Source organism: Serratia ureilytica, assembly GCF_017309605.1.
Lineage (GTDB): Bacteria > Pseudomonadota > Gammaproteobacteria > Enterobacterales > Enterobacteriaceae > Serratia > Serratia ureilytica.
In genome coordinates, this window is the sequence record NZ_CP071320.1 from 162,885 (window position 1) to 184,646 (window position 21,762).

21 protein-coding genes are annotated in these 21,762 nt (G+C 60.6%); 4 read left to right on the plus strand and 17 right to left on the minus strand.

The genetic code is table 11. The annotated features are described in order from the left end of the window. Window positions 1–8 precede the first annotated feature (8 nt). From J0X03_RS00750 to J0X03_RS00795, 10 genes are all read right to left on the minus strand, one after another. On the minus strand, window positions 9–608 hold the full coding sequence (locus J0X03_RS00750; protein WP_033645354.1) for a KpsF/GutQ family sugar-phosphate isomerase: 600 nt from the start codon (window positions 606–608) through the stop codon (window positions 9–11). Continuing rightward, window positions 608–2,245, minus strand: coding sequence for an FGGY-family carbohydrate kinase (locus tag J0X03_RS00755; protein ID WP_004931001.1), 1,638 nt, complete (start codon window positions 2,243–2,245; stop codon window positions 608–610). Before J0X03_RS00755 ends, J0X03_RS00750 begins: the two co-directional genes overlap by 1 nt. Before the next feature lie 10 nt (window positions 2,246–2,255). Further along, window positions 2,256–3,209, minus strand: a complete 954-nt coding sequence (locus tag J0X03_RS00760) for an ABC transporter permease (RefSeq protein WP_160204679.1) — start codon at window positions 3,207–3,209, stop codon at window positions 2,256–2,258. A gap of 1 nt (window position 3,210) precedes the next feature. Then, window positions 3,211–4,200, minus strand: coding sequence for an ABC transporter permease (locus tag J0X03_RS00765; RefSeq protein ID WP_015379367.1), 990 nt, complete (start codon window positions 4,198–4,200; stop codon window positions 3,211–3,213). After that, the gene (locus J0X03_RS00770; RefSeq protein ID WP_033645351.1) at window positions 4,193–5,692 is read right to left on the minus strand and encodes a sugar ABC transporter ATP-binding protein; all 1,500 of its coding nucleotides are present in this window, start codon (window positions 5,690–5,692) and stop codon (window positions 4,193–4,195) included. The genes J0X03_RS00765 and J0X03_RS00770 overlap by 8 nt, the downstream gene beginning before the upstream one ends. Window positions 5,693–5,797: 105 nt before the next feature. Beyond that, window positions 5,798–6,784 (minus strand): autoinducer 2 ABC transporter substrate-binding protein, encoded by a 987-nt coding sequence (locus J0X03_RS00775; protein ID WP_033636379.1) that lies wholly within the window; start codon window positions 6,782–6,784, stop codon window positions 5,798–5,800. Window positions 6,785–7,113: 329 nt separating this feature from the next. Next, window positions 7,114–8,457 carry an NADP-specific glutamate dehydrogenase gene (gdhA, locus tag J0X03_RS00780; protein WP_021505207.1) on the minus strand — a complete coding sequence of 448 codons (1,344 nt, stop codon included), beginning with the start codon at window positions 8,455–8,457 and terminating at the stop codon, window positions 7,114–7,116. 200 nt (window positions 8,458–8,657) lie between these two features. Next, window positions 8,658–9,095, minus strand: coding sequence for a universal stress protein UspA (gene uspA, locus J0X03_RS00785; protein WP_004930988.1), 438 nt, complete (start codon window positions 9,093–9,095; stop codon window positions 8,658–8,660). A 267-nt stretch (window positions 9,096–9,362) separates the two neighbouring features. After that, window positions 9,363–10,271 (minus strand): LysR family transcriptional regulator, encoded by a 909-nt coding sequence (locus J0X03_RS00790; RefSeq protein WP_069100175.1) that lies wholly within the window; start codon window positions 10,269–10,271, stop codon window positions 9,363–9,365. Between the two features lie 104 nt (window positions 10,272–10,375). Beyond that, window positions 10,376–11,149 carry an SDR family oxidoreductase gene (locus J0X03_RS00795; protein ID WP_069100174.1) on the minus strand — a complete coding sequence of 258 codons (774 nt, stop codon included), beginning with the start codon at window positions 11,147–11,149 and terminating at the stop codon, window positions 10,376–10,378. Between the two features lie 434 nt (window positions 11,150–11,583). On the opposite strand from J0X03_RS00795, the gene uspB reads away from it, so the two are divergent. Then, window positions 11,584–11,919, plus strand: coding sequence for a universal stress protein UspB (gene uspB / locus J0X03_RS00800; RefSeq protein ID WP_004930978.1), 336 nt, complete (start codon window positions 11,584–11,586; stop codon window positions 11,917–11,919). 74 nt (window positions 11,920–11,993) lie between these two features. Here the strand turns inward: uspB and pitA are convergent, their stop codons facing one another. Continuing rightward, on the minus strand, window positions 11,994–13,496 hold the full coding sequence (pitA, locus tag J0X03_RS00805; RefSeq protein ID WP_033645348.1) for an inorganic phosphate transporter PitA: 1,503 nt from the start codon (window positions 13,494–13,496) through the stop codon (window positions 11,994–11,996). A 300-nt stretch (window positions 13,497–13,796) separates the two neighbouring features. Here pitA and J0X03_RS00810 point away from each other — a divergent pair, with 300 nt between their 5' ends. Next, the gene (locus J0X03_RS00810; RefSeq protein ID WP_033645347.1) at window positions 13,797–14,996 is read left to right on the plus strand and encodes a BaiN/RdsA family NAD(P)/FAD-dependent oxidoreductase; all 1,200 of its coding nucleotides are present in this window, start codon (window positions 13,797–13,799) and stop codon (window positions 14,994–14,996) included. 29 nt (window positions 14,997–15,025) lie between these two features. Here the strand turns inward: J0X03_RS00810 and add are convergent, their stop codons facing one another. Both add and J0X03_RS00820 read right to left on the minus strand, forming a co-directional pair. Next, the gene (gene add / locus J0X03_RS00815) at window positions 15,026–16,018 is read right to left on the minus strand and encodes an adenosine deaminase (RefSeq protein ID WP_069100681.1); all 993 of its coding nucleotides are present in this window, start codon (window positions 16,016–16,018) and stop codon (window positions 15,026–15,028) included. A 9-nt stretch (window positions 16,019–16,027) separates the two neighbouring features. Further along, window positions 16,028–16,969 (minus strand): nucleoside hydrolase, encoded by a 942-nt coding sequence (locus J0X03_RS00820; RefSeq protein WP_033645346.1) that lies wholly within the window; start codon window positions 16,967–16,969, stop codon window positions 16,028–16,030. 158 nt (window positions 16,970–17,127) lie between these two features. Between J0X03_RS00820 and J0X03_RS00825 the strand changes: the two genes are divergently transcribed. Beyond that, window positions 17,128–17,811, plus strand: a complete 684-nt coding sequence (locus J0X03_RS00825) for a Crp/Fnr family transcriptional regulator (RefSeq protein WP_033651780.1) — start codon at window positions 17,128–17,130, stop codon at window positions 17,809–17,811. Here J0X03_RS00825 and J0X03_RS00830 read toward each other — a convergent pair. From J0X03_RS00830 to J0X03_RS00845, 4 genes are all read right to left on the minus strand, one after another. Further along, window positions 17,808–18,227, minus strand: a complete 420-nt coding sequence (locus J0X03_RS00830; protein ID WP_160204678.1) for a VOC family protein — start codon at window positions 18,225–18,227, stop codon at window positions 17,808–17,810. The genes J0X03_RS00825 and J0X03_RS00830 overlap by 4 nt on opposite strands. 144 nt (window positions 18,228–18,371) lie before the next feature. After that, window positions 18,372–18,788, minus strand: a complete 417-nt coding sequence (locus tag J0X03_RS00835; RefSeq protein WP_047026516.1) for an SRPBCC family protein — start codon at window positions 18,786–18,788, stop codon at window positions 18,372–18,374. Window positions 18,789–18,828: 40 nt separating this feature from the next. Beyond that, window positions 18,829–19,626, minus strand: coding sequence for an SDR family NAD(P)-dependent oxidoreductase (locus J0X03_RS00840; protein ID WP_047573388.1), 798 nt, complete (start codon window positions 19,624–19,626; stop codon window positions 18,829–18,831). 53 nt (window positions 19,627–19,679) lie between these two features. Further along, window positions 19,680–20,690: an aldo/keto reductase gene (locus tag J0X03_RS00845; RefSeq protein ID WP_047026514.1), complete on the minus strand. Its 1,011-nt coding sequence runs from the start codon at window positions 20,688–20,690 to the stop codon at window positions 19,680–19,682. A gap of 141 nt (window positions 20,691–20,831) precedes the next feature. Here J0X03_RS00845 and J0X03_RS00850 point away from each other — a divergent pair, with 141 nt between their 5' ends. Further along, on the plus strand, window positions 20,832–21,731 hold the full coding sequence (locus tag J0X03_RS00850; RefSeq protein ID WP_033645340.1) for a LysR substrate-binding domain-containing protein: 900 nt from the start codon (window positions 20,832–20,834) through the stop codon (window positions 21,729–21,731). The last annotated feature ends 31 nt before the right edge of the window (window positions 21,732–21,762 follow it).

A 21,762-nucleotide genomic window follows, 5' to 3' on the forward strand; every position in this document is an offset into this window, starting at 1 on the left:
TCGGGCCCTCAGTTTTCCTCCCGCAAACTTTTCCCCACGCCGCCGCCCGGATGCACCGCCAGCAAGGTGTCCTTATCGTAACCGCTGCGCGTCATCAGGCAGGTGCAGGCGGCGTCGAAGATCGCCAACACCAGCACAATTGAGGTGGTGGCCAGCATGTTCAGCGGATCTATCTCCTTTTGCACCCCGGTGGCGATCGTCAGCTGCGCCGCCTGCGCGATGGCGGAATGCGGGTTTTCCGTCACCGCGATCAGCGTCACCCCCTTGGCCTGCAGCGTCGGCAGCAGGCGGGTCAGCTCGTCGGAATTGCCGCCGCGCGAGATCAGGATCAGCAGATCGTCGGCGCGCAGAAAACCCAGATCGCCGTGCGCAGCGCCGGTGGCGTCGAGGTAGACCGCCGGCCGCTCCACGCAGGCCAGCATATGGGCTATCTTGCGCGCCGCAATCCCCGAGGTGCCGACGCCGGTGACGGCGATTTTACCGCGGCAGTCGGCCAGCAGCGCCAGCAGCCGTTGCCAGGTGCGCGCATCGAGGCGTTCGCCCAGCTGCGCCAGCTCCTGGCTGTAGGTTTGCCAGCCCTGCACGGCCTGCCGCCACTCTTGCTGCATCACGCCTCCTCCTGCATCAACCGGCGGTATTTCATGTGGTCGTTGTACAGCTCGTGGAACACCCGGTATTTGCGATCGTAGTAGCTTTTTATCTGGTTGGTCTGCGGCGTCACCGTCTTGCCGATGCGGCTCATGGCGCTCATCGCCTCCGGCAAGGTGTCGAACACGCCGGCCGCCACGGTGCCCATCATCGCGCCGCCCAGCAGCATCGCTTCGCTCTCCTCCGGCAGCAGCATGGCGCAACCGGTAGCGTTGGCGTGCTCTTGCACGAAGATCGGGTTCTTGGTGCCGCCGCCGCTGGCCATGATGGTGTCGATGCTGTAGCCGCTGTGGTTCATGGTTTCGATGATGTGGCGGGTGCCGAGCGCGATGGCCTGAATGGTGGCCAGGTAGTGCAGCGCCATGTCCTCCGGCGTGCGCGACAGCTTCAGCCCGGTCAGGATGCCGGTCAGCGTCGGGTTGGCGCGCGGCGAGCGGTTGCCGTGGAAGTACGGCAGCATGTGAATGTCCTGCGTCAGGAAGGCGATGTTCTCCGGCTCGCCGGCCATGCGGCGCAGAATGGCGTTCAGCACCTCATAGATGGTCTGGCCCTGAGTTTTCGCCTGCGCCAGCAGCTCCTGATAGCACGGGTGCGACTGGATGACGTGGTCGATCAGCGCGCCGGTGGCGGACTGGCCGCCTTCGTTCAACCAGTATTCCGGCAGGATCGCCGAGTAATACGGCCCCCAAACGCCGCCGATAAAGCGCGCGGTGCGCGACATCGCCATATGACCGGTGGAGGTGCCGCCGATCAGCGCGACGCGGCGGTTGAAGTCGGCCACCTCGCCGGAGACGCCGGTGGCGCCCAGCGTGCCGAGGGTGCCGGCGTGGGCGTCGATGATTGACACGCTCACCGCCGTGCCGGCGATCAGCCCCATCTCGCTGGCGGCGCGCTGAGTCAGGCCATGGCCCAGCGGCTCGCCCATCATTTTGACGTCGCTGCCGATCTTGGCCGCGTCGTGTTCCAGCACGTCTTCCAGCCCGATCTGCTGGAAGTAGCTCTTGTCCCAACGCTGCTCGTGGCCGAGATAGGTCCACTTGCACACCGTCGAGCACAGCGAACGGGTGGCGTCCTGGGTAGCGCGCCAGGTGAGGAAGTCCGGCAGATCGAACAGGTAGCCGGCGTTGGCCCAGGTGGTGGGCATGTGCTGTTTCAGCCACAGCAGTTTCGGCGTCTGCATCTCCGGCGAGATAATGCCGCCGACGAAGTCCAGCACCCGGTGTTTGGTGGCGTTGATGCGTTCGGCCTGGGCGATCGCCCGGTGATCCATCCACACGATGATGTTCTGTTCGGTGCGGCCGGAGGGGCTGACGGTCAGCGGCTTGCCCTCTTTATCCAGCACCACCAGCGAACAGGTGGCGTCGAAGCCCAACCCCTTGACCTGGATCGGGTTGATGTCGGCCTGGTTGACCGCGTCGCGCACCGCATTGCACACCGCCTGCCAGATGTTATCCGACGACTGCTCGACGAAATCCGCCTTCGGCCGGTACAGATCGATGGCCCGGCTGGCCTGGCCGACCATGCGGCCATTGAGATCGAATACGCCTGCGCGCGCGCTTCCGGTGCCCACATCTACGCCAATAAAATAGCTCGCCATTATTTTCTCCTCAGGCTTTTCGATTCTGTAACGCGATAAACAGGATCAGCACGCCGCCCCACAGGGCCATGGTCAGGTAGCTGCTGACCCCCAGCAGATTGAGGCCGCTTTCCAACATTTGCAGTACGATCAGCGCCAGTACCAGCCCCAGAATACGGCCGAAACCGCCGTCCGGGTTAATGCCGCCCAGCACCGAGGCCAGAATGGTCACCAGCAGATAAGATTCGCCGTAGCCGGCCTTGGCCGAGTTGAACTTGGCCATCATCAACAGGGCGGCGCCCCAGCCGAGCAGCGCCGACAGGATATACACCGCGATCTGCACCCGCGCGGTGTTCACGCCGCTGAAGCGGGTGGCCTGCTCGTTGGAGCCGATCAGGTACAGGCTGCGCCCCAGCGTGGTGTGCTCCAGCAGCAGCCACAGCACGACCGCCACCAACAGGAACAGGATCAGCGCCACCGGCACGCCGAGCACGGCGCCGTTGCCGAGAAATTGAATCGCCGCCGGGAAGCCGGAGATCACCGCGCCGTTGGACAGCAGGATATTCAGGCCGGTGATCAGGGTCATGGTGCCGAGCGAGGCGAGGATGGGCGAGACGCCTATCCAGGCTACCAGCGCGCCGTTGAGCGCGCCGATCGCCACCGCCACCAGCAGGCCGGCCAACAGCGCCAGCGCCAGGAACAGCGGCTGGTCGGGATGGCTGACGATGATCGCCGCCATCACCAGCGAACAGGCGTTGGCGCCGGCGATGATCGACAGGTTGATGCCGCCGGTCAGCATGGTGATGCCCATGCCGAGCGCCAGCAGGCCGAGGATCGGCAGCTGCGAGGCGATCGACTGGAAGTTGCCGAGGCTGAAGAAGCGCGATCCGAGCAGCCCGGCGAACAGCAGCGCCACCGCGATGATGATCGCGCCCTGCAGGCGAATGATCCGATCGTTTGGGATCAACCGAGTTAACTGCGTCATGTCAGATCTCCTTGAGCAGCTTGCGTTTTTCGTTCCAGGCGGTGGTGCTGATGCTGATCAAAATGATCGCGCCGCTGAATACCTGGTGCCAATAGGCCGAGACGCTGAGCAGCGTCAGCCCGTTTTGCAGGAAGGCCAGCAGCACCACGCCGAGCAGGGTGCCGGTCAACGATCCGCGGCCGCCGCTCATGCTGGTGCCGCCCAGCACCACCGCCGCCAATACCGTCAGCTCGAAGCCGAGCAGCGAGTTGGGCGCCACCGACTGGGTGATCTGCGCCTGCACCACCGCCGCGACGCCGGCCAGAATGCCCATATAGCCGTAGACGCAGAAGTGCAGCCGCAGCAGGTTCAACCCCAGGCGCGACGCCGCGTCGCGGTTGCCGCCCATGGCGTAGATCTGGCGCCCCAGCCGGGTGCGGTTCATCAGCACGCCGGTGACGACGATGGTTGCCAGCAGGCACAGCAGCGGCAGCGTCAGGCCGTAGTCGTAACCGTCGGCGCCCTGGAACGAGAACCAGTTGATGCCGTTCATGAACCAGTCCGGGAAACCGTACAGCCAGGTGCCGTTGGTGGCGTATACCAGCAGGCCGTAGAACAGGTTAAGGGTGGCGATGGTGATGATGATCGCCGGCACCTTCAGCCAGTACACCAGGAAACCGTTCACCAGCCCGAGCAGCAGGCCGACGCCAATCGCCAGGGCGAACGCCAGCGGGAAGCTGCCGCCGTGCTGGATCACCCAACTGGCCATCACATACTGCGCGATGGCGGTGACCGCCGGGAACGAAATGTCGATGCCGCCGGCGATCAGCACCACGAACAGCCCGCAGGCCAGGATGCCGAGAATGGCGTAGCTGGTGGCGACGTCGGTCAGGTTGCCGAGCGTCAGAAACTCATCGGTGCCGGCGCTTAGGCCGATCGCCAGCAGCAGCACCAGCAGGCCGAGATAAAACTCGTGCCGCCCGGCCAGGCGGGCCAATAATGACTTATCCATTCACCACCTCGGCGATCTGTTGTTCGGTACTCTGGTGCGGCGCGAATTCGGCGATCAGCTCGCCTTTGCGCATCACCATCACCCGATGGCTGTTGTAATAGGCTTCCGGGATCTCGTCGCAGATCATCAGCACCGCCATGCCCAGCTGCGCCAGATCGCGGGCGATCTGATAGATCCCCTCTTTGTTGGCGATGTCGACGCCGACGGTGGGCGAGTCGAGGATCAGGATCTTCGGCTGGGTCGCGACCCATTTGGCGATGGCGATGCGCTGGGCGTTGCCGCCGGACAGGGTTTTCACCGGCAATGCGCTGTCGGACACCTTGATGTTCAAATCGCGGATCAGCCGGTTGACCAGCTCGGTCGCCTTGGCGTGATCCAGCAGCCCGAGCGAGGTATGCAGCCGATCGAAGACGGTGACGATGGTGTTGTCGTAGATCGATTGCTCCATGATCAATCCCTGCGTCAGACGATCTTCCGACACGTAGCCGATGCCGTGGCGCACCGCTTCGCGGTTGTTGTGCAGCTGCACCGACCGGCCCTCGATGCGGATCTCGCCGCTGTCCGGCCGCGTCATGCCGAACAGGCTGAGGCACAGTTCGGTGCGGCCGGCGCCGAGCAGGCCGACGATCGAGACGATCTCGCCGCCGCGCAGCGCCAGATTGACGTTGCGGTATTTCTCGCCGCGGCTGAGGTTGCGCACCTCGAGCAGCGGCGCCTGTTCGGCCGGCGGCAGCGGGGGCAGCGGGCTGTAATGAAAGCGTTGGCCGGTCATCAGGAACGCCAGTTCATGGCTGTCCAGTTCGCTGGCCGGCCAGGTGCCCACCAGCTTGCCGTCGCGCATCACGCTGATGCGATCGGCGACTTCCATCACTTCATCCAATCGGTGGCTGACGAACACCACGCAGATGCCGGCCGCCTTCAGTTCGTTGACCACCCGCAGCAGGCCGTCGACCTCCTGGCGGGTCAGCGAGGCGGTCGGTTCGTCCATGATAACCAAGCGCGCTTCGGCGGCGATGGCGCGGCAAATCGCCACCAGCTGCCGATCGGCGATCGACAGTTTTTCTACTTTTTTATCGGGATCGATGTGTACGCCGACCCGCGCCATGGCGTCCAGCGCCGTCTGGCGCATCACCCGCTTGTGCACCCAGAAGTGGCCGCCGGGCAGGTAACGGTGGATGGCGATGTTTTCCGCCACCGTCAGGTTAGGGAACAGCGACAGGTCCTGGTAGATCACCTGTATGCCGTAATAACCGGACAGCTGCGGCGTCAGGGCGTGGAAGAGTTTGCCTTCCAGCGAAATATTGGCGCCTTTTTCCGGCTGATAGACGCCGGAGATGATTTTAATGATGGTGCTTTTGCCGCAGCCGTTTTGCCCGGCCAGGCAGTGCACTTCGCCTTTATTCAGCGTCAGGTTGATCTGGTCTAATGCCAGCACGCCTGGGAATCGCTTGCTGATATTCTCCAGGGTGATAAATGCGGGGGAGGCTGTCATAACGTTAACCTGTGCTTGCGTAGCGGCCGAAGCCCTGGGCGCAGCGTTGCTGCGCCCCTACGAGGGTTTAACTACTTTCCCGGTGTGGCGAAATTACGCGAAAAATCAGAATCCGAGCGATTGGGCGTTGTCTTTGGTCACTTCCAAAATCTTATTAAACCGAATCACTTTGTGTTCCATATCGACGTCGGCTTTGCCGAGGCCCTCGATCGACAGGTCCTTATTCACTTCTTTGCCCTGCAGCAGCTGGTCGGCCACCGTCACCAGCGCATAACCGGCGTCTTTCGGATCCCACAGCAGCGCTTTCTTGATGTCGCCGCGCATCAGGTAAGGAGCGGCCTGCGCCGGCATGGCGATGCCCACCACCGCGATTTTGTCCTTGGCGCGTTTCTTGGCCACCGCCTGGCCGGCGCCGATTGGGCCGAGCGAACCGAAGCCGATGATGCCCTTCATCTGCGGATAGGTTTTCATCAGATCCAGCGTGGTGGCGTAGGATTTGTCGATGCTTTCCGCCACCGGCAAGCGCGAGGTGACTTCAAACATGTCCGGGTATTTTTCTTTCTGGTATTTGATGGCGGAATCGGCCCAGGCGTTGTGCAACGGCACAGTCAGCGAGCCGACGTAGATCGCGTAGCCGCCTTTGCCGCCCATGTCTTTCGCCAGCTCATCGACGTTGGCCTGCGCGTATTTCTCGCTGTCGATGGTCTCGATGTCCCACTGGCCGATCTGCTGGTCCGGGGATTCATGGGTCAGCACCACGATGCCTTTGTCGCGCGCTTTTTTCAGCACCGGCTCCAGCACCTTGGCGTCGTTCGGCACCACGATGATGGCGTTGACGTTCTTGGCGATCAGATCCTCAATCACCTTGACCTGCGCAGCCGGATCCGGCGTAGACGGGCCGGTCTGGTAAGCGTTGACGTCGAGTTTTTTCGCCGCTTCGTTGACGCCCACTTCCATGCGGTTGAACCACGGAATGCCGGTCACTTTGGCGACCACGGCAATCTCATATTTATCAGCGGCGAACACAGGTGTTGTCGATAACATGCACGCAGAAACCACACATGCATTTAATAATGCGAGGTTAAATTTCATTAGCTGTACCTTTTTTTATCTGTAGGGGTGGCGGTTTTTCCACCGCTGCAGATTACAAAGGAATGGAAGAGGGGGCGTAGCTGAAGTTAATAAAATGTGATCTGCGCACATTTAAGTAAAATACTGGCGTATTTAGTGTTAAATAAATGTTTAATTATTTGGTGGTGGTAAACTTACTACCAATTAAACGGCCATAAATAACTTTTTATTAACCTTTAATTAACTTTCATGCATCATTTTGATGGCTTGGACGCGGAAAAAAATGCCGGCGCAGAGGCCGGCATTGAAGCATTTAATCGATGTGTGAACAAGATCACCTTTGCGCCCGATTACAGCACGCCCTGGGCCAGCATCGCCTCCGCAACCTTAACGAAACCGGCGATATTCGCGCCGTGTACATAGTGGGTTTGCTTGCCCTCGCCGCCGTATTCCACGCAGGCATGGTGAATATCCGCCATGATATGTTGTAAACGTACATCCACTTTTTCCGCCCGCCAGCCGATGCGCGCGGCGTTTTGCGCCATCTCCAGCCCCGAGGTGGCTACGCCGCCGGCGTTGGCCGCCTTGCCGGGCGCGAACAGCACCCCGGCGTCGAGGAAGGCGTCGGTGGCCTGGATGGTGGTCGGCATGTTGGCGCCTTCCGCCACCGCTTTCACCCCATTGCGGATCAGCGTCTGCGCCGCCTCGAGGTCCAGTTCGTTCTGGGTGGCGCACGGCAGGGCGATATCCACCGGCACGTTCCACGGCTGCTGGCCCGCCAGGTAGGTCAGGCCGCGTTCGCGGGCATAGTCCGCCACCCGGCCGTAGCGCTGGTTTTTGATCTCCGCCAGGTGCGCCAGCTTCTCGGTGGTGAAGCCGTCTTCGTCCACCAGAGTGCCGCCGGAATCCGACACGGTGATCACGCGCGCGTCCAGCTCCAACGCTTTCTCGATGGTGTACTGCGCCACGTTGCCGGAGCCGGACACCGCCACCCGCATGCCCTCAAAGCCCAAGCCGTGGCGCTGCAGCATGGCGTCGGTAAAGTACACCAGGCCGTAGCCGGTCGCCTCGGGGCGGATCAGGCTGCCGCCGAAGGAGAGCCCTTTGCCGGTAAACACGCAGGCGGTGTTGTTGGACAGTTTCTTCATCATGCCGGCCATAAAGCCGACTTCACGGCCGCCGACGCCGATGTCGCCGGCCGGCACGTCGGTGTCCGGGCCCAAGTGGCGATACAGTTCGGTCATCAGCGCCTGGCAGAAACGCATGATCTCGCCTTGGCTTTTGCCCTTCGGATCGAAATCGGAGCCGCCTTTGCCGCCGCCCATCGGCAGGGTGGTCAGCGCATTCTTGAAGGTCTGCTCAAAGCCGAGGAACTTCAGGATCGACAGGTTCACCGACGGGTGGAAGCGCATGCCGCCCTTGTAGGGGCCGATGGCCGAGTTGAACTGGACGCGAAAGGCGCGATTGACCTGCACCTGGCCGCGATCGTCCACCCAGCTGACGCGGAACTGAATGATGCGCTCGGGCTCCACCAGGCGCTCCAGCAGCGCCTGTTCGCGATAGCGCGGGTTGCGCTCGATAAATGGCCACAGCGAGGTGAACACTTCGCGCACGGCCTGCAGATATTCCGGCTGGTGGGGGTTATGGCGTTGTAATGAGGACAGGAAAGACTCTACCGATACGGCATATTCCATGGATAACTCCTTTTAGCATTAAATTTTCCCCCGCTATTTCTTATAGATTTGGGTATAGGTGATGCTCGGGGGAGGATGTTGTGTCTTTAGCGACTATATCATCGGAGGGCGGTTGATTATCAAGCGATTAATCGGCGTAGCGGCATGAAAAACGCCCGCAGGGCGCGGGCGTTGGGCAGTTAAGTTAGCAAGCGCTTACTTTATTCGTCTTCTTCGTCGCGCAGCGGCACGATCAGCATATCGATGTGCACGGTATTGATCAGCTGGCGAGCGGAAGACATCAGTTTGCTCCAGAAGTCCTGGTGGTGGCCGCACAGCACCAGGTCCATGTCGTATTTCTTGATGGCGTCCACCAGCACCTGCGCCAGATCGCCGCTGCCGCTCAGGGTCTCGGTGATCGGGTAGCCGGCGTTTTGCGACAGCTCGGTCAGCGCCTGGTGGGTTTCTTCAGAGATGCGCTTTTGCATGTCGCCGAGATTGACGTCGATAAGGCCAGTATAGAGATCGGAATAGTTGACATCGACGTGGATCAGAGAAACTTTGGCGTTATACGGCCGCGCCATAGAGACGGCTTTTTCTACCAGGATCTTGCTTTCCGGGGATAGGTCTACCGCGATCAATATGTGTTTGTAAGCCATAAGAATACTCCTTCCATAAACATGCCGATTAAAAAGGGTTAGCAGGCGTTCCGTGTACCCGCCTGGCGCTTTTGGTTCCATAGTATCATTCGGATAACGCAATGATATGTTGGGGCGATCACACTGCGCCGCATCGAAAATCTCTGCGCACGATACCTTTCGTTGTACACCCGCGCGGCGTAAAAGCCTAAGGGTTATGCGGGTTTTAACGGTCTGACCGCTTGAATTATAAGCGTTATTAAACAAAGTATAGCGCTAAATGTGCAATCAGCGCTCCAGATGCGGTTGCAGCAGGCTTTCAAACCACTCATGAAACACCGCCAAACGGCGGGAACGCTGGCGGCGATGGGGGTAGATCAGGGCGATCGGCATGGAGGCGGCGCGGTAATCAGGCAGAACTTCCACCAGTTCGCCGGCGTCGAGCAGGTGTTGTACGTCGTAGCGCGGGATTTGCATCAGCCCCAGCCCCGCGCGGCAGCAGGCGATATAGCTTTCGGCGTTGTTGACCACCACCCGGCTGGGCAGTTCGAGCCGGTGGCTATGGCCGTCGTCGGTCAGGTATTCCCAGGGGGATTCGCGGCCGGTTTTGGGCGAGGCGTAGCCGATGCTCCAGTGCCCCTCGGCGAGATCGGCGGGATGAAGAGGATGGCCGAATTCGCTCAGGTAGGCGGGGCTGGCGCAGTTGATCAGCGCGATATGGCCGAGCGGGCGCATCACCAGGCTGCTGTCGTGCAGATCGCCGACGCGCACCGCGCAGTCGACCCCTTCCTGCACCAGATCGATGGCGCGATCGGCGGAGCCGAGCACCAGCTGCAGATGAGGGTGGCGCCGCAGCAGGCTGGGCAGCGCCGGCGCGATCAGCCGACGGGCGATGCGGCTCGGCACATCGACGCTGAGCCGCCCGGAGGCCTGCCGTTGGCTGGCCTGAAACGACTGATCGATATCTTCCACCTCGGCCAGCAGCGGGCGCAGCCGTTCGAGCAGCTGTTCGCCGTCGGCGGTCAGCCGCACTTGCCGTGTGGTGCGGTGCAGCAGGCGCACGCCCAGCTGCGTTTCCAGTTGCTGAACGGCGGCGGACACCGAGGCGCGCGGCACCTCCAGCGCATGGGCCGCCCGGATAAAGCTGCCCATCTCCGCCACCTGCACGAATACGCGGTATTGATTGAATCTGTCCATCTCGTTGACCTGCTGTTCCTTGGCGCCGTTTCTGACAGAGAGTGTAGCCGCATGGCGCGGTTGCGCGCGAGCAGGTGCGGGGGCGATAGGTGCCCCCGCCGGGTTTATTTGGTGGTGTAGCCGCCGTTGATCAGGATGGTTTGGCCGGTTATCCACCAGCCGTCGCTGACCAGATGACGGATGAACGGCACCACGTCTTCGATATCGGTCAGGCCGGTTTGGCTGAATGGCGACAGCGCCGCCGCCGTCTTGTGGTAGGCCACGGCGTCCGCGCCTTCCGCCGGGTAGAAGAACGGGGTATCCATCGGGCCGGGGCCGACCGCCGTCACGGAGATGCCGCGCTCGCCGAACTCCTTGGCGGCGGCGCGGGTGAAGTGCTCCACCGGCGCTTTGGTGCCGGCGTAAGCGGCGTAGAACGGCGTGAAGGCGCCGAGCAGCGAGGTGACCAGCGTGCAGATTTTGCCGTTGTCGTTAAGGTGCTTACCCGCTTCTTTCAGGAAGAAGAACGCGGTTTTGGCGTTGACCGCAGTCATCTCGTCGTACTCGGCTTCGCTGATGTCGATCAGCGGCTTTTTCAGCACCTTGCCGACGGTATTGATGGCGATATCCGGCTTGCCGACGGCGGCGACAGCATCGGCGAACAGCTTCTCGACCGCGCCCGCCGTGGTCAGATCGGCCTGCAGCGCGACGCCTTGCGCCCCGGCGGCCTGAATGGCGGCGACGGTTTTCTCCGCCTCGGTTTTGGAGGCGGCGCTGTTGTAGTGGATCGCCACCGCTTTGGCGCCTTGCTCAGCCAAATCGCGCGCGATCAGCCCGCCGAGGTTCTTGGCGCCGCCGGCGATCAGGACGGTTTTTCCCTTGATTGAATGGTTTGCCATAACAGTTTCCTTGGATAAGCGTAACGGAAACCTGAGTCTAGCCAGCGTGGGGGGAAAGATCAGCGGCGTGGCGCGGGATAGACTATCCATAAAAACAGCCTAATCGAAAACGGGCGGTTATCGCTTATAACGCCCCGGCAGGTGACTTTTCGGCACAGGGCGGTAAATTTTATCCACTGCTCAGGCCAGTTTGCGTTTCATTAACCTACAATGATGGATATGGGCCTCATCATTTCTCCTCTGAGTAGAACCATGCCGTGCAAATCTCATCGTGCGGTGCGGCAACGTCTTCGGAGGCGGTGGGTTATGGGCGTGGCCCGTGCAGGCAAAAAAAGGGGATGAGAGCGGTAAGCTCCAGCAGAGTATCGGGTAATGAGGTAGGGCGGTTGGACCCGGCGGATGGCCGCGGATAACAACGCCTTGAGGGGGCAATCATGATCAGTACCGTCGCGCTGTTTTGGGCCTTGTGTGTGGTGTGTGTGGTTAACATGGTGCGGTATTACTCTTCTCTGCGCGCGCTGCTGGTGGTATTGCGCGGCTGTGACCCGCTGCTGTACCAATATGTCGACGGCGGGGGTTTCTTTACCGCCCACGGCCAACCCAGCAAGCAGCTGAGGCTGGTGCGTTATATTTTCGCGCAGCGCTATGTCGAGCACCACGATCCGGAGTTTATTCGCCGCTGCGAGCGGGTGCGCGGGCAGTTTATGCTGACTTCGGCCCTGTGCGGCCTGGTGGTCATCTGCCTGATAGCGATGATGATTTGGTATTAATGCCTTTCTGTTTCCCTTGATGCAGGCAAAAAAAAAGGCGACCATGCGGCCGCCTTCCTCATGATGCTTGTCGCTTAGATCAGCTTCAACGCGACCCAATACAGCGCACCGGAAAGCAGAATCGAGATTGGCAGGGTGAGCACCCAAGCCAACAGGATGTTCTTCACGGTTTTGCTCTGCACACCGCCGCCGTCCACGATCATCGTCCCGGCAACCGCCGAAGAGAGAACGTGGGTGGTGGAGACCGGCATGCCGGTATAACTCGCCACGCCGATCGACAGCGCCGCGGTCATCTGGGCCGATACGCCCTGGGCGTAGGTCATGCCTTTCTTGCCGATCTTCTCGCCGATGGTGGTGGCTACGCGTTTCCAGCCCACCATGGTGCCGAGCGACAGCGCCAGCGCGACGGCGACGATGATCCACATCGGCGCGTACTCGACGGTCTGCAGCAGATCCTGACGCAGGTTCTTCAGGAAGCGCTGGTCGGCGGATGAGGTTTCCGGCAGCTTGGCGACTTTATCCGCCGTGTCGGTCACGCACATCAGCAGGCGGCGCAAATGGCTGCGCTGCTCAACCGTCAACTGATCGTAACTTTGCAGGTTGGTCAGCATGCCCTGAGCCAGCTCGATCGCCGGCATGGCGCGCGAACTGTCGCAGTGGAACTCGGCCGGTTTGCCAGGCGTGGCTTCGTCATCCGGGCTTGGCACCAGCGGCGTCAACGACACCGCATGCGACAGCGCGTCGCCGTGCTGCTGGTAATATTGCTGCAGGTGGGTCACGGCGTCACGCGTACGGGTGATGTCATAACCGGTTGCATTCATATTGACCACGAAGCCGGCCGGGGCAACGCCGATCAGCACCAGCATGATAAGGCCGATGCCTTTCTGACCGTCGTTGGCGCCGTGCGAGAAGCTGACGCCAATCGCCGACAGGATCAGCGCGATACGGGTCCAGAACGGCGGCTTGCGTTTGCCGTCGACCTTTTCACGTTCCGCTGGGGTCATGTGGATACGCTGGCGTTTCTTGGTGCCACTCCAATAGCGGCGCAAGGCGAACACCATCACTCCCGCCACCATCATGCCGACCAGCGGCGAGAACAGCAGAGAAAGGAAAATGCCAATCATTTTCGGGACGTTAAGCGCATCCACGACCGAAGTGTGGGTCATCAGGGCGTTGGTTAAACCGACACCGATGATTGCGCCTATCAGCGTATGGGAACTGGACGCCGGCAGACCGAAATACCAGGTGCCGAGGTTCCAGATGATTGCCGCCAACAGCATGGAGAAGACCATGGCTAATCCGTGTGCTGAACTGACGTTCAACAACAGATCGGTAGGCAACAAGTGGACGATGGCGTAAGCAACACTCAAACCGCCGAGCATTACGCCAAGAAAGTTGAACAAACCTGCCATCACGACCGCAAGTTGCGAGCGCATGGCGCGGGTATAAATAACTGTAGCGACCGCATTGGCCGTATCATGAAAACCGTTGATGGCTTCATAAAACAACACGAACAACAATGCGAGAATTAACATCAGGCCGGTATGGAAATCCAGGCCAGCGAACAAATGCAGCATAAGCGTTACGCCAGTTTGTGGACATGAACGCCGCGCATTATCAGTGACAACCGGTGCCGGGGAAAAGGAAAATATGACGTTTTTTTGATTTGGACATGACGAAATGGTGGCGTGTCTATAACAAAAATATGGAATATCAATGCGTTAATCTGCTCTGACCTCTGTAATATTTTCTTACTATGGCGTTGGCGGCGCGGGGGCTTTACAATCTGCCGCCGTGAATTTGGCGGTGACCGGCGGCGAAACGGCGTAATATGGCGCTCTTTTGTCGCGATTGTGGTTTTGATAAGTGAGGCTCAGGTGGAACAGTTTGATGTCGTAGTGATTGGGGCGGGCGCCGCCGGCATGTTTTGCGCCGCGCAGGCGGGGCAACTCGGTTGCCGCGTGTTGCTGCTCGACAACGGCAAAAAACCGGGCCGCAAGATCCTGATGTCCGGCGGCGGGCGCTGCAACTTCACCAACATGTACGCCGAACCGGCGGCCTATCTGTCGAACAACCCGCATTTTTGCAAGTCGGCGCTGGCGCGCTACACCCAGTGGGACTTCATCGATCTGATCAACCGTTACGGCATCGCCTACCATGAAAAAACGCTGGGGCAGCTGTTCTGCGACGATTCGGCGCAGCAGGTGGTGGATCTGCTGGTCAAAGAGTGCGAGCTGGGCCAGGTGACGATGCGCCTGCGCAGCGAAGTGCTGGGCGTGGAGAAAACCGAGAACGGCTACGCGCTGGCGCTGAATGGCGAAAAAGTAAGTGCTCGCTCACTTGTGGTGGCCAGCGGCGGATTATCCATGCCGGGGCTGGGCGCCTCGCCGTTCGGTTACAAGCTGGCGGAGCAGTTCGGCCTCAGGGTGCTGCCGACGCGCGCCGGGCTGGTGCCGTTTACCCTGCATAAGCCGCTGCTGGAGCATGTGCAAACGCTGTCCGGCGTGTCGGTGCCGGCGGTGATCACCGCCGAGAACGGCGTCAGCTTCCGTGAAAGCATCCTGTTCACCCATCGCGGCCTGTCCGGCCCGGCGGTATTGCAGCTGTCCAGCTACTGGCAACCGGGTGAGTATGTGAGCATTAACTTACTTCCTGAGCTGGATCTGGCGGGCTTCCTTGATGAACAGCGCCTGCAGCACCCGAACCAAAGCCTGAAAAACACCCTGGCGCTGCACTTGCCGAAGCGGCTGGTGGAATGCTTGCAGACCCTGGGACAATTGCCGGAGGCGACGCTGAAGCAGCTGAATGCGCCGCAGCAGGCGGCGCTGGTGGATCTGTTGCAGAACTGGCGCGTGCAGCCGAACGGCACCGAGGGTTATCGCACGGCGGAGGTGACGCTCGGCGGCGTCGACACCAACGAACTTTCTTCCAAGACGATGGAAGCCCACAAGGCGCCGGGGCTCTATTTTATCGGCGAAGTGGTGGACGTGACCGGGTGGCTGGGCGGTTACAACTTCCAGTGGGCCTGGAGCTCGGCCTGGGCCTGCGCCCAGGCGCTGGCGGCGCAGGGGCGGTAAAACGCCGCTTGGCCTTGAAACGCGCCGGGTCACATCGACCCGGCATTGAGCTGACTCATTAATTTAATTTTAGTATCGCCGTCGAGAAAACTCGCCTCCAGCGCCTGTCGGTTGCTGCGGTTAAAATCGTCATCCTGCCAGCCGAAGGCGTCATGCAACAGCTGGTACTCCTTGTTCAGCGTGGTATCGACGACGGTGCGCGCATCGGTATTCACGTTTAGCCGCACCCCCCACTTTTTGAGCCGATCTATCGGATGATCGTCGATGCTGTCGAACAAATTGCAGGTGAGATTGCAGCTGGGGCAGATCTCGAGCAGGACGCCGGTGGCTACCAGGCGCTCGACGAGCGCAGGGTCCTCGATGCTTCTGACGCCGTGGCCGATGCGTGACACCTGCAGCCTATCTAGCGTCTCCCGCACGCTGTCGGGGCCTTTCGCCTCACCGGCGTGGGCGATGACGTTGCCGCCGGCGGCACGCACGGCGCGAAAGGCCGCCACATGGTGGGTCAGCGGGTAACGCGCTTCATCGGCGGCCAAATCCAGCGCCACCACGCCGCTTCCCTGATAATCGATAACCAGCTTCGCCGTTTGCAGGCTGGCGGCCGCGTCGAAATGCCGCAGCGTGCATAGGATAAGCCCGGCGGCGATGCCGTAAGCCCGCGAGGCGTTATGCATGGCCGCCAGCACCGTCTCGACCACCGCTTCACCGCTTAACCCCAGCCGGGTATGCAGCAGCGGCGCGAAGCGCAGCTCGGCATAGATGACATTATCCGCCGCCAACTGCGCGAATAAGTCCTCGACGGCCAGCGTTATCGCCTGGCTTGTCTGCAATAGATCTATTTGCGGCGCTATCTTGCTTAGAAAGTCCCCCAGATCGGCGCATCGTTTCGGCGCGACAAATTGCCGATTAAATGCCGTTCTGGTTATTTGCGGGTCGACCTTTTTTAAATAGTGGTAGCTTAAACAGGTATCCAAATGGACGTGTAATTCCACTTTCTTCAATTTTCTTGGATCGAATTTCATGCGGGTCACTTATTTCATTAACGGCTGAGATAACAACGAGAACAGTTTTTCTTTAAACAGGCCGGGCTTAATGCGGGTAATCACGCGCGCATTGGCCGGTTCGCCGGTAAGCTGAGTGGAATCGATGACGTAATGGCCGTAAGACCTCTCACTTTTATATTCTACCCATGAATACGCCTCCAGACTGGTCTCGACGATATCCGGATAGAGCGCCACCGCCATGGTGGTCGGATCGGGCAAATCAAACCCTTTGCGTTCGGTGCGCCGTGCGTTGAACGCCATCAGCGCGCGATTGCAGCGCACGGCAAAGCGTCCCAGTTCGCCGAGGTTATTCAATCGTTCTATATCGCGTTCGTCGATAAACGCTTCCCCCATGCCGATCTCCCAGCCGACGAGAGTGAGCGGCAGCCCGGCAGTGAGCACCAGATGCGCAGCCTCGGCGTCGGCGTAAAAATTAAATTCGGCCAGCGGGGTGATATTGCCTGGCGTCAGTCCGGAACCGCCCATGACATACACGCGCTTCACTTTTTCGGCCAGCGCGGGCGCTTTCAGCACCGCCATCGCGAGATTGGTCAGCGGCCCCAGGGTGACGATTTCCAGCTCGCCCTTGAGCCGTGCGGCGCAGTCGATGATGGCGTCCACGGCATGAACGGGTTCTACGGCCAAGCGTGGGGTCGGCAAGGCCATGTCGCCCATGCCGTCTTCACCGTGAATATGGTGCGAGTGATAGCGCGTGCGAAACAGTGGTTTCGCCATGCCGGCGTAAACCGGAGGAGCATAGGTTCCCGCTTTTTCCACGCAAATGAGCGCATTTTTGACGCAGTGTTCTAGCGGGCAGTTTCCGGCGACCGCGGTGATCGCTTCCACTTTCACGCCAGGTTCGCGCAACGCCATCAGCAGCGCAACGGCATCGTCGGAAGCGGTATCGGTGTCTATCAGAATGTGTCGCATGGCAATCTCCTCGTAGGGGGTACGGAGAAAATACCCAGGCGGCCCAAGGCAAAAAAGGTCAGATGTCCTTTTTCGTTCTGAAGCGCGTCGGCTATGCTGAACGCAGTCGAAAGCGAGGAGGCAAGACGTTTAAGGATGAACCTTGGGAGTGAATCGCCTTGAAAACGGTCGGTGACAGCAAGCTAAAAGAAGCGTTCATTGAGGTTCACGATCTGCAAACGGCGCTTTCGCCCACGCTGCTCGCCGCACTGCGCCTGGTGAGCGTCGAAGCCGGCGAATACCTGGTGACGCAAAGCGATCGTTTGACCCACCTGTTTTTTCTCGTGCAGGGAAAATTGCAGGTTGAGAATTTTGATGTGAATGGCGCGCACATTGTCTTTTCCTTCGAAACGGATTTCTCGGTAATTGGCGATCTGGAGCTGTTCTCCCAGGCGCAGCGCACGCTGTTCAGCACCGTGCAGGCGGTGACCGACGCGCTGCTCCTCGCGGCACCGATAGAGGTCATCAACAATCACGCCCTGAGCGACCCGGCGTTTCTCACCTTTATCTGCCGGCAATTGAGCAATAAGCTGCTGCATTCCTCCTTGCTGCATGCGAACGGCGTTTTGACGGCGGAATATAAACTGCGAAAATTTTTATTATTCAAGATAAAGAGCGAAGGGGAATTGATTGAGCTGGAAAACCGGGAGGCGCTGGCGGCGAGATTGGGCATCTCCGTCAGACAGCTGAGCCGCGCGTTGGCGCAGCTCGCGGCGGAAGGCATCATTCAGTTTAAAAACAAATCACTGCGGGTGACGGATCGCCAACGGCTGTCTGCTATCGAAGGTAACCAAAGCGGTTAATCGAGCGCCGGCCCTTTCAATTCCACGCGATTGCCGTCCGGATCGCTGAAATAGATGGACGGCCCGTCGCCTTCCGCGCCGTAGCGCGATTCGGCGGGATCCGCGTCGATCCCCTGCGATCGCAGGTAGGTCAGCAACGCGTCTTCGTTGAACGGATCGATGCGCAGGCAAAAGTGATCGACGTTCTGCTGTCTGGCATCGGGCGGCATGCCGCCTTTTCTTCCTAGCATGCCGTTGACGTCCACCAGATCGATCATGGAGGCGCCGGTGCGCAGGTGCACCAGCCCCAAATCCGGCCGCTGTTTGGCGATATCACAACCGATGACCTGGGTATAAAAACGCAGGCTGTTCTGCATATCGCGCACGCGCAGAACCACATGATCCAACTGTTGCAGGTTGAAAGGGCGCACGGTCATCTCCTCAAATGAACATCTCCTTTACAGCATAAGCGGCGATGGCGGATTTATCCTGTTTCGCGGCGTTGCCGCTTCGCGCGGCCAAACCAAAAAAAAACGGCCGATGGGTGTAGCCATCGGCCGTGGGGCTTGAGTGTTCAAGCGTTAACGAGGGAAGTTACCGCTCAGCGCATCCAGGCCGCCCTGGTAGATGCCGCTGAACAGGGCGATGGCCTCGTCGTCACTGATGTTGACCGGCGTGAAGCTGCCCGACCATTCCACGCGCGCCACGTTGGCGTCGTCGGTGGCGTGCACTGACAGGGTGGACAGGTAATTCACCACCGGGAACGGCGCCTGCATGATGGAGTAGCTGTAGCTGCGTTGACGGTTATCGAACGCTTCCAGCCGCTCGATGACGGTGCCGCCGTCGGCGGTGGTCAAAGTGCGCACGCGGCCGCCTTGCGAAATGACGCTTTTCGGAATGAACGGCAGCCAGTCAGGCAGGGCATCGAAGCCGCCGATCAGTTGCCATACGGTGTCGGCGGATGCCGGGATGTCCATTGAGACGGATGTAGTAGCCATTTTCTTTCTCTCTCTCTTAATATCGGTTTCGGGTACAGGGTTACATTGCCAGCGTATCTACGACGCCGCCGTCGACGCGCAGCGCCGCGCCGGTGGTGGCCGAAGACAGCGGAGACGCGAGGTAAACGGCCAGGTTGGCCACTTCATCGACGTCCGCCGCGCGCTGAATGATGGAGCTTGGGCGTTCGGTTTTAACGAACTCGTCGGCCTGATCGCGGGCGCTGCGACCGGATTTGGCCGCCGCATCCGCCAGCATGTCTTGCAGGCCTTCGGTAAAGGTCGGCCCCGGCAGGATGGCGTTGACCGTCACGCCGGTGCCGGCGAGGCGTTTCGCCAGGCCGTGGGACACCGCCAGGTTGGCGCTTTTGGTGACGCCGTAGTTGATCATGTCCGCCGGGATGGCGACGCCGGATTCGGACGACACGAAAATAATGCGTCCCCAACCCTGCTCGGTCATGCTCTGCGCATAGTGGCGCGCCAGCCGCACGCCCGAGAGGACGTTGACGTTATAGAAGTGCATCCACTCGCTGTCGGGCACGGTAAAGAAGTCGTTATCGTTGAAAATGCCCAGGTTGTTGATCAGCACGTCGGCTTTCGGTTCCGCGGCGAACAGGGTAGCAGCCCCGTGTTCCGTCCCGAGATCCGCGACCACGCCGCGCACCTGCGCGCCGGGCACGTTGGCGCTGATGTCGGCGATGGCGTTATCGACCCCGGCTTTCTGACGGCCGACGATCACCACGGTGGCGCCCGTTTTGGCGAGCCCGCGCGCGATGCCGAGGCCGATGCCGGAGGTGGAGCCGCTGACGACGGCGACTTTGCCTGAAAGATCCAGTTTCATCATGTATCTCATCGAGTTAATGGGGGTAATGGGGCCATGCGGCCCCATAAAACTTAACGAATCGGCAGCGGCGCGTTGTCGGCCACCAGTTTCTGACGGCGCATTTCGGCCCAGAATTCAGCCGGGATAACGGCGTCCAGCGCGGCCAGATCTTCGGCCATGCGGCCAGGGCGGCTCGAACCGGGGATCACGGCGGCGACCGCCGGGTTAGCCAGCGAGAACTGCAGCGCGGCGGCTTTGACGTCGACCTGGAAGCGAGCGGCGATCGCTTTGATTTGCGCCACTTTCGCCAGCACCGCCGGGGATGCTTTCTGGTATTCGTAGTGCTCGCCACCGGCCAGCACGCCGGAGTTGTAAGGGCCGCCGACGACGATGTCGACGTTGCTCGCCAGGGCTTCCGGCATCAAACGTTGCAGCGCGCGTTCATGATCCAGCAGGCTGTAACGGCCGGCCAGCAGGAAGGCGTCCGGCTGCGTTTCGCTCAGGCCCAGCGCCAGTTCGCAAGGCTCGACGCGGTTGACGCCGAGGCCCCAGGCCTTGATCACCCCTTCTTCACGCAGACGGGTCAGCGCGCGGAAAGCGCCGGTGCGGGCGATGTTGAACTGTTCAATCCAGTTGTCGCCGTAGAAATCCTGGGCCGGATCGTGGATCCAGACGATATCCAGGCGGTCGGTTTTCAGGCGCTTCAGGCTGTCTTCGATGGAACGCAGCGTGGCGTCGGCGGAGTAGTCGTTGACTATTTTGTTCTTCAAGCCGTGTTCGAACAAACCGCCTTTCTCGCCCAGATCGCGGGCGGAAGTGTCTTCTTCTTCGTCCAGCATGATGCGGCCCACTTTGGTGCTCAGCACATACTCATCGCGTGGGTAGTGCGACAGCACTTCACCCATGCGGATTTCCGACAGGCCGGAACCGTAGAGCGGCGCGGTGTCGAAGTAGCGGATGCCCAGATCCCAGGCGCCGCTGACGGTGGCTTGCACGTCGTCTTGCGGGATGTTGCGGAACATATTGCCGAGCGGTGCGCCGCCCAAACCGATCTTGCCGGGTAAAATATTTCTGATGCTCATGTCAGGTCCTCAATACGTTATCTTTTCAGGGAAATTGGGGGGCGCACAGTGCGTCTGCCCCGTCACGAGGCTAAAGATAGCGTGGCAAGTTGTGACTTGATAGGACATAATTTGTCTAAGTTAAGTCCTTTGAGGTCTCACATGATCGATTTACGTCAGTTGAAATACTTCGTCGCGGTGGCGGAAGAGGAGCACGTCGGCCGCGCTGCCGAACGGCTGCACATTTCCCAGTCGCCGCTGAGCCGGCAGATTTCCCAGCTTGAGGAACGTCTCGGATTGATGCTGTTTGAGCGCAATCAGCAGCGCATTCGCCTGACCGCTGACGGCCAGACGTTTCTGGCCGAAACCCGCGCGCTGTTGACGCACGCCAACCGGCTCGAATCGCTCGGACGCCGCCTGGGGCGGGGTGAAGACGGTGGGCTGTGCATCGGCTATATCGAAAATGCGATGCACTCCGGCGTCTTGTCGAACGCCTTGCGGTCGCTGCGGGTGTCCCGGCCGGATGTGCACATCGTGCTTTACAGCCAGCCTTCTTCCATGCAGTTGGAAGGGCTGCGGCAGCGTAGCCTGGACGTGGCGCTGGTCAATACGGCGCCGGATCGCGACGATCAGGATTTGGACTATACGCAGGTGTTGGACGATCGCATGTTGCTGGCCCTGCCGCAGACGCATCCGCTGGCGGACAGGGAAACGCTGCAGCCGGCGGATCTCACCGATCAGGCCTGGATCTCGGTGATCCACAAAGAGGATGCCCATTCGCGCGACGATTTCGTGGCGGCCTGCGTGAAGGCCGGGTTCGATCCGGATATTCGGCTGGAAGCGGGCGAGCCGCTGACGGCGCTGGGGCTGGTCGCCGCCGGGTTGGGGATGACGCTGATCCAGCACAGCCTGCGGCATAACGCGCCGCAGGGCGTGGTGCTGCGCGAGCTGCCCTGGATGCAATACACCACGCAGCTGTGGGCAGTGTGGCACAAGGCCAACCTGCGCCCGCTGGTCACCCACTTTCGCGAAGTGATGTCGGCCGGGCCGGCCTGCCACTGATCGCGCGGCGGCGTCCGGCCCGGATGGCGCC

Excerpts from the sequence above, each read along its gene's own strand:
- add (WP_069100681.1), bottom strand. The coding sequence starts at position 16,018 with ATGAAATTCGATCCAAGAAAATTGAAGAAAGTGGAATTACACGTCCAT.
- J0X03_RS00820 (WP_033645346.1), bottom strand. The coding sequence starts at position 16,969 with ATGCGACACATTCTGATAGACACCGATACCGCTTCCGACGATGCCGTT.
- J0X03_RS00850 (WP_033645340.1), top strand. The coding sequence starts at position 20,832 with ATGATCGATTTACGTCAGTTGAAATACTTCGTCGCGGTGGCGGAAGAG.
- uspA (WP_004930988.1), bottom strand. The coding sequence starts at position 9,095 with ATGGCTTACAAACACATATTGATCGCGGTAGACCTATCCCCGGAAAGC.
- uspB (WP_004930978.1), top strand. The coding sequence starts at position 11,584 with ATGATCAGTACCGTCGCGCTGTTTTGGGCCTTGTGTGTGGTGTGTGTG.
- J0X03_RS00755 (WP_004931001.1), bottom strand. The coding sequence starts at position 2,245 with ATGGCGAGCTATTTTATTGGCGTAGATGTGGGCACCGGAAGCGCGCGC.
- J0X03_RS00835 (WP_047026516.1), bottom strand. The coding sequence starts at position 18,788 with ATGGCTACTACATCCGTCTCAATGGACATCCCGGCATCCGCCGACACC.
- pitA (WP_033645348.1), bottom strand. The coding sequence starts at position 13,496 with ATGCTGCATTTGTTCGCTGGCCTGGATTTCCATACCGGCCTGATGTTA.
- J0X03_RS00775 (WP_033636379.1), bottom strand. The coding sequence starts at position 6,784 with ATGAAATTTAACCTCGCATTATTAAATGCATGTGTGGTTTCTGCGTGC.
- J0X03_RS00795 (WP_069100174.1), bottom strand. The coding sequence starts at position 11,149 with ATGGCAAACCATTCAATCAAGGGAAAAACCGTCCTGATCGCCGGCGGC.
- gdhA (WP_021505207.1), bottom strand. The coding sequence starts at position 8,457 with ATGGAATATGCCGTATCGGTAGAGTCTTTCCTGTCCTCATTACAACGC.
- J0X03_RS00750 (WP_033645354.1), bottom strand. The coding sequence starts at position 608 with ATGCAGCAAGAGTGGCGGCAGGCCGTGCAGGGCTGGCAAACCTACAGC.
- J0X03_RS00845 (WP_047026514.1), bottom strand. The coding sequence starts at position 20,690 with ATGAGCATCAGAAATATTTTACCCGGCAAGATCGGTTTGGGCGGCGCA.
- J0X03_RS00765 (WP_015379367.1), bottom strand. The coding sequence starts at position 4,200 with ATGGATAAGTCATTATTGGCCCGCCTGGCCGGGCGGCACGAGTTTTAT.
- J0X03_RS00840 (WP_047573388.1), bottom strand. The coding sequence starts at position 19,626 with ATGAAACTGGATCTTTCAGGCAAAGTCGCCGTCGTCAGCGGCTCCACC.
- J0X03_RS00760 (WP_160204679.1), bottom strand. The coding sequence starts at position 3,209 with ATGACGCAGTTAACTCGGTTGATCCCAAACGATCGGATCATTCGCCTG.
- J0X03_RS00830 (WP_160204678.1), bottom strand. The coding sequence starts at position 18,227 with ATGACCGTGCGCCCTTTCAACCTGCAACAGTTGGATCATGTGGTTCTG.
- J0X03_RS00790 (WP_069100175.1), bottom strand. The coding sequence starts at position 10,271 with ATGGACAGATTCAATCAATACCGCGTATTCGTGCAGGTGGCGGAGATG.
- J0X03_RS00770 (WP_033645351.1), bottom strand. The coding sequence starts at position 5,692 with ATGACAGCCTCCCCCGCATTTATCACCCTGGAGAATATCAGCAAGCGA.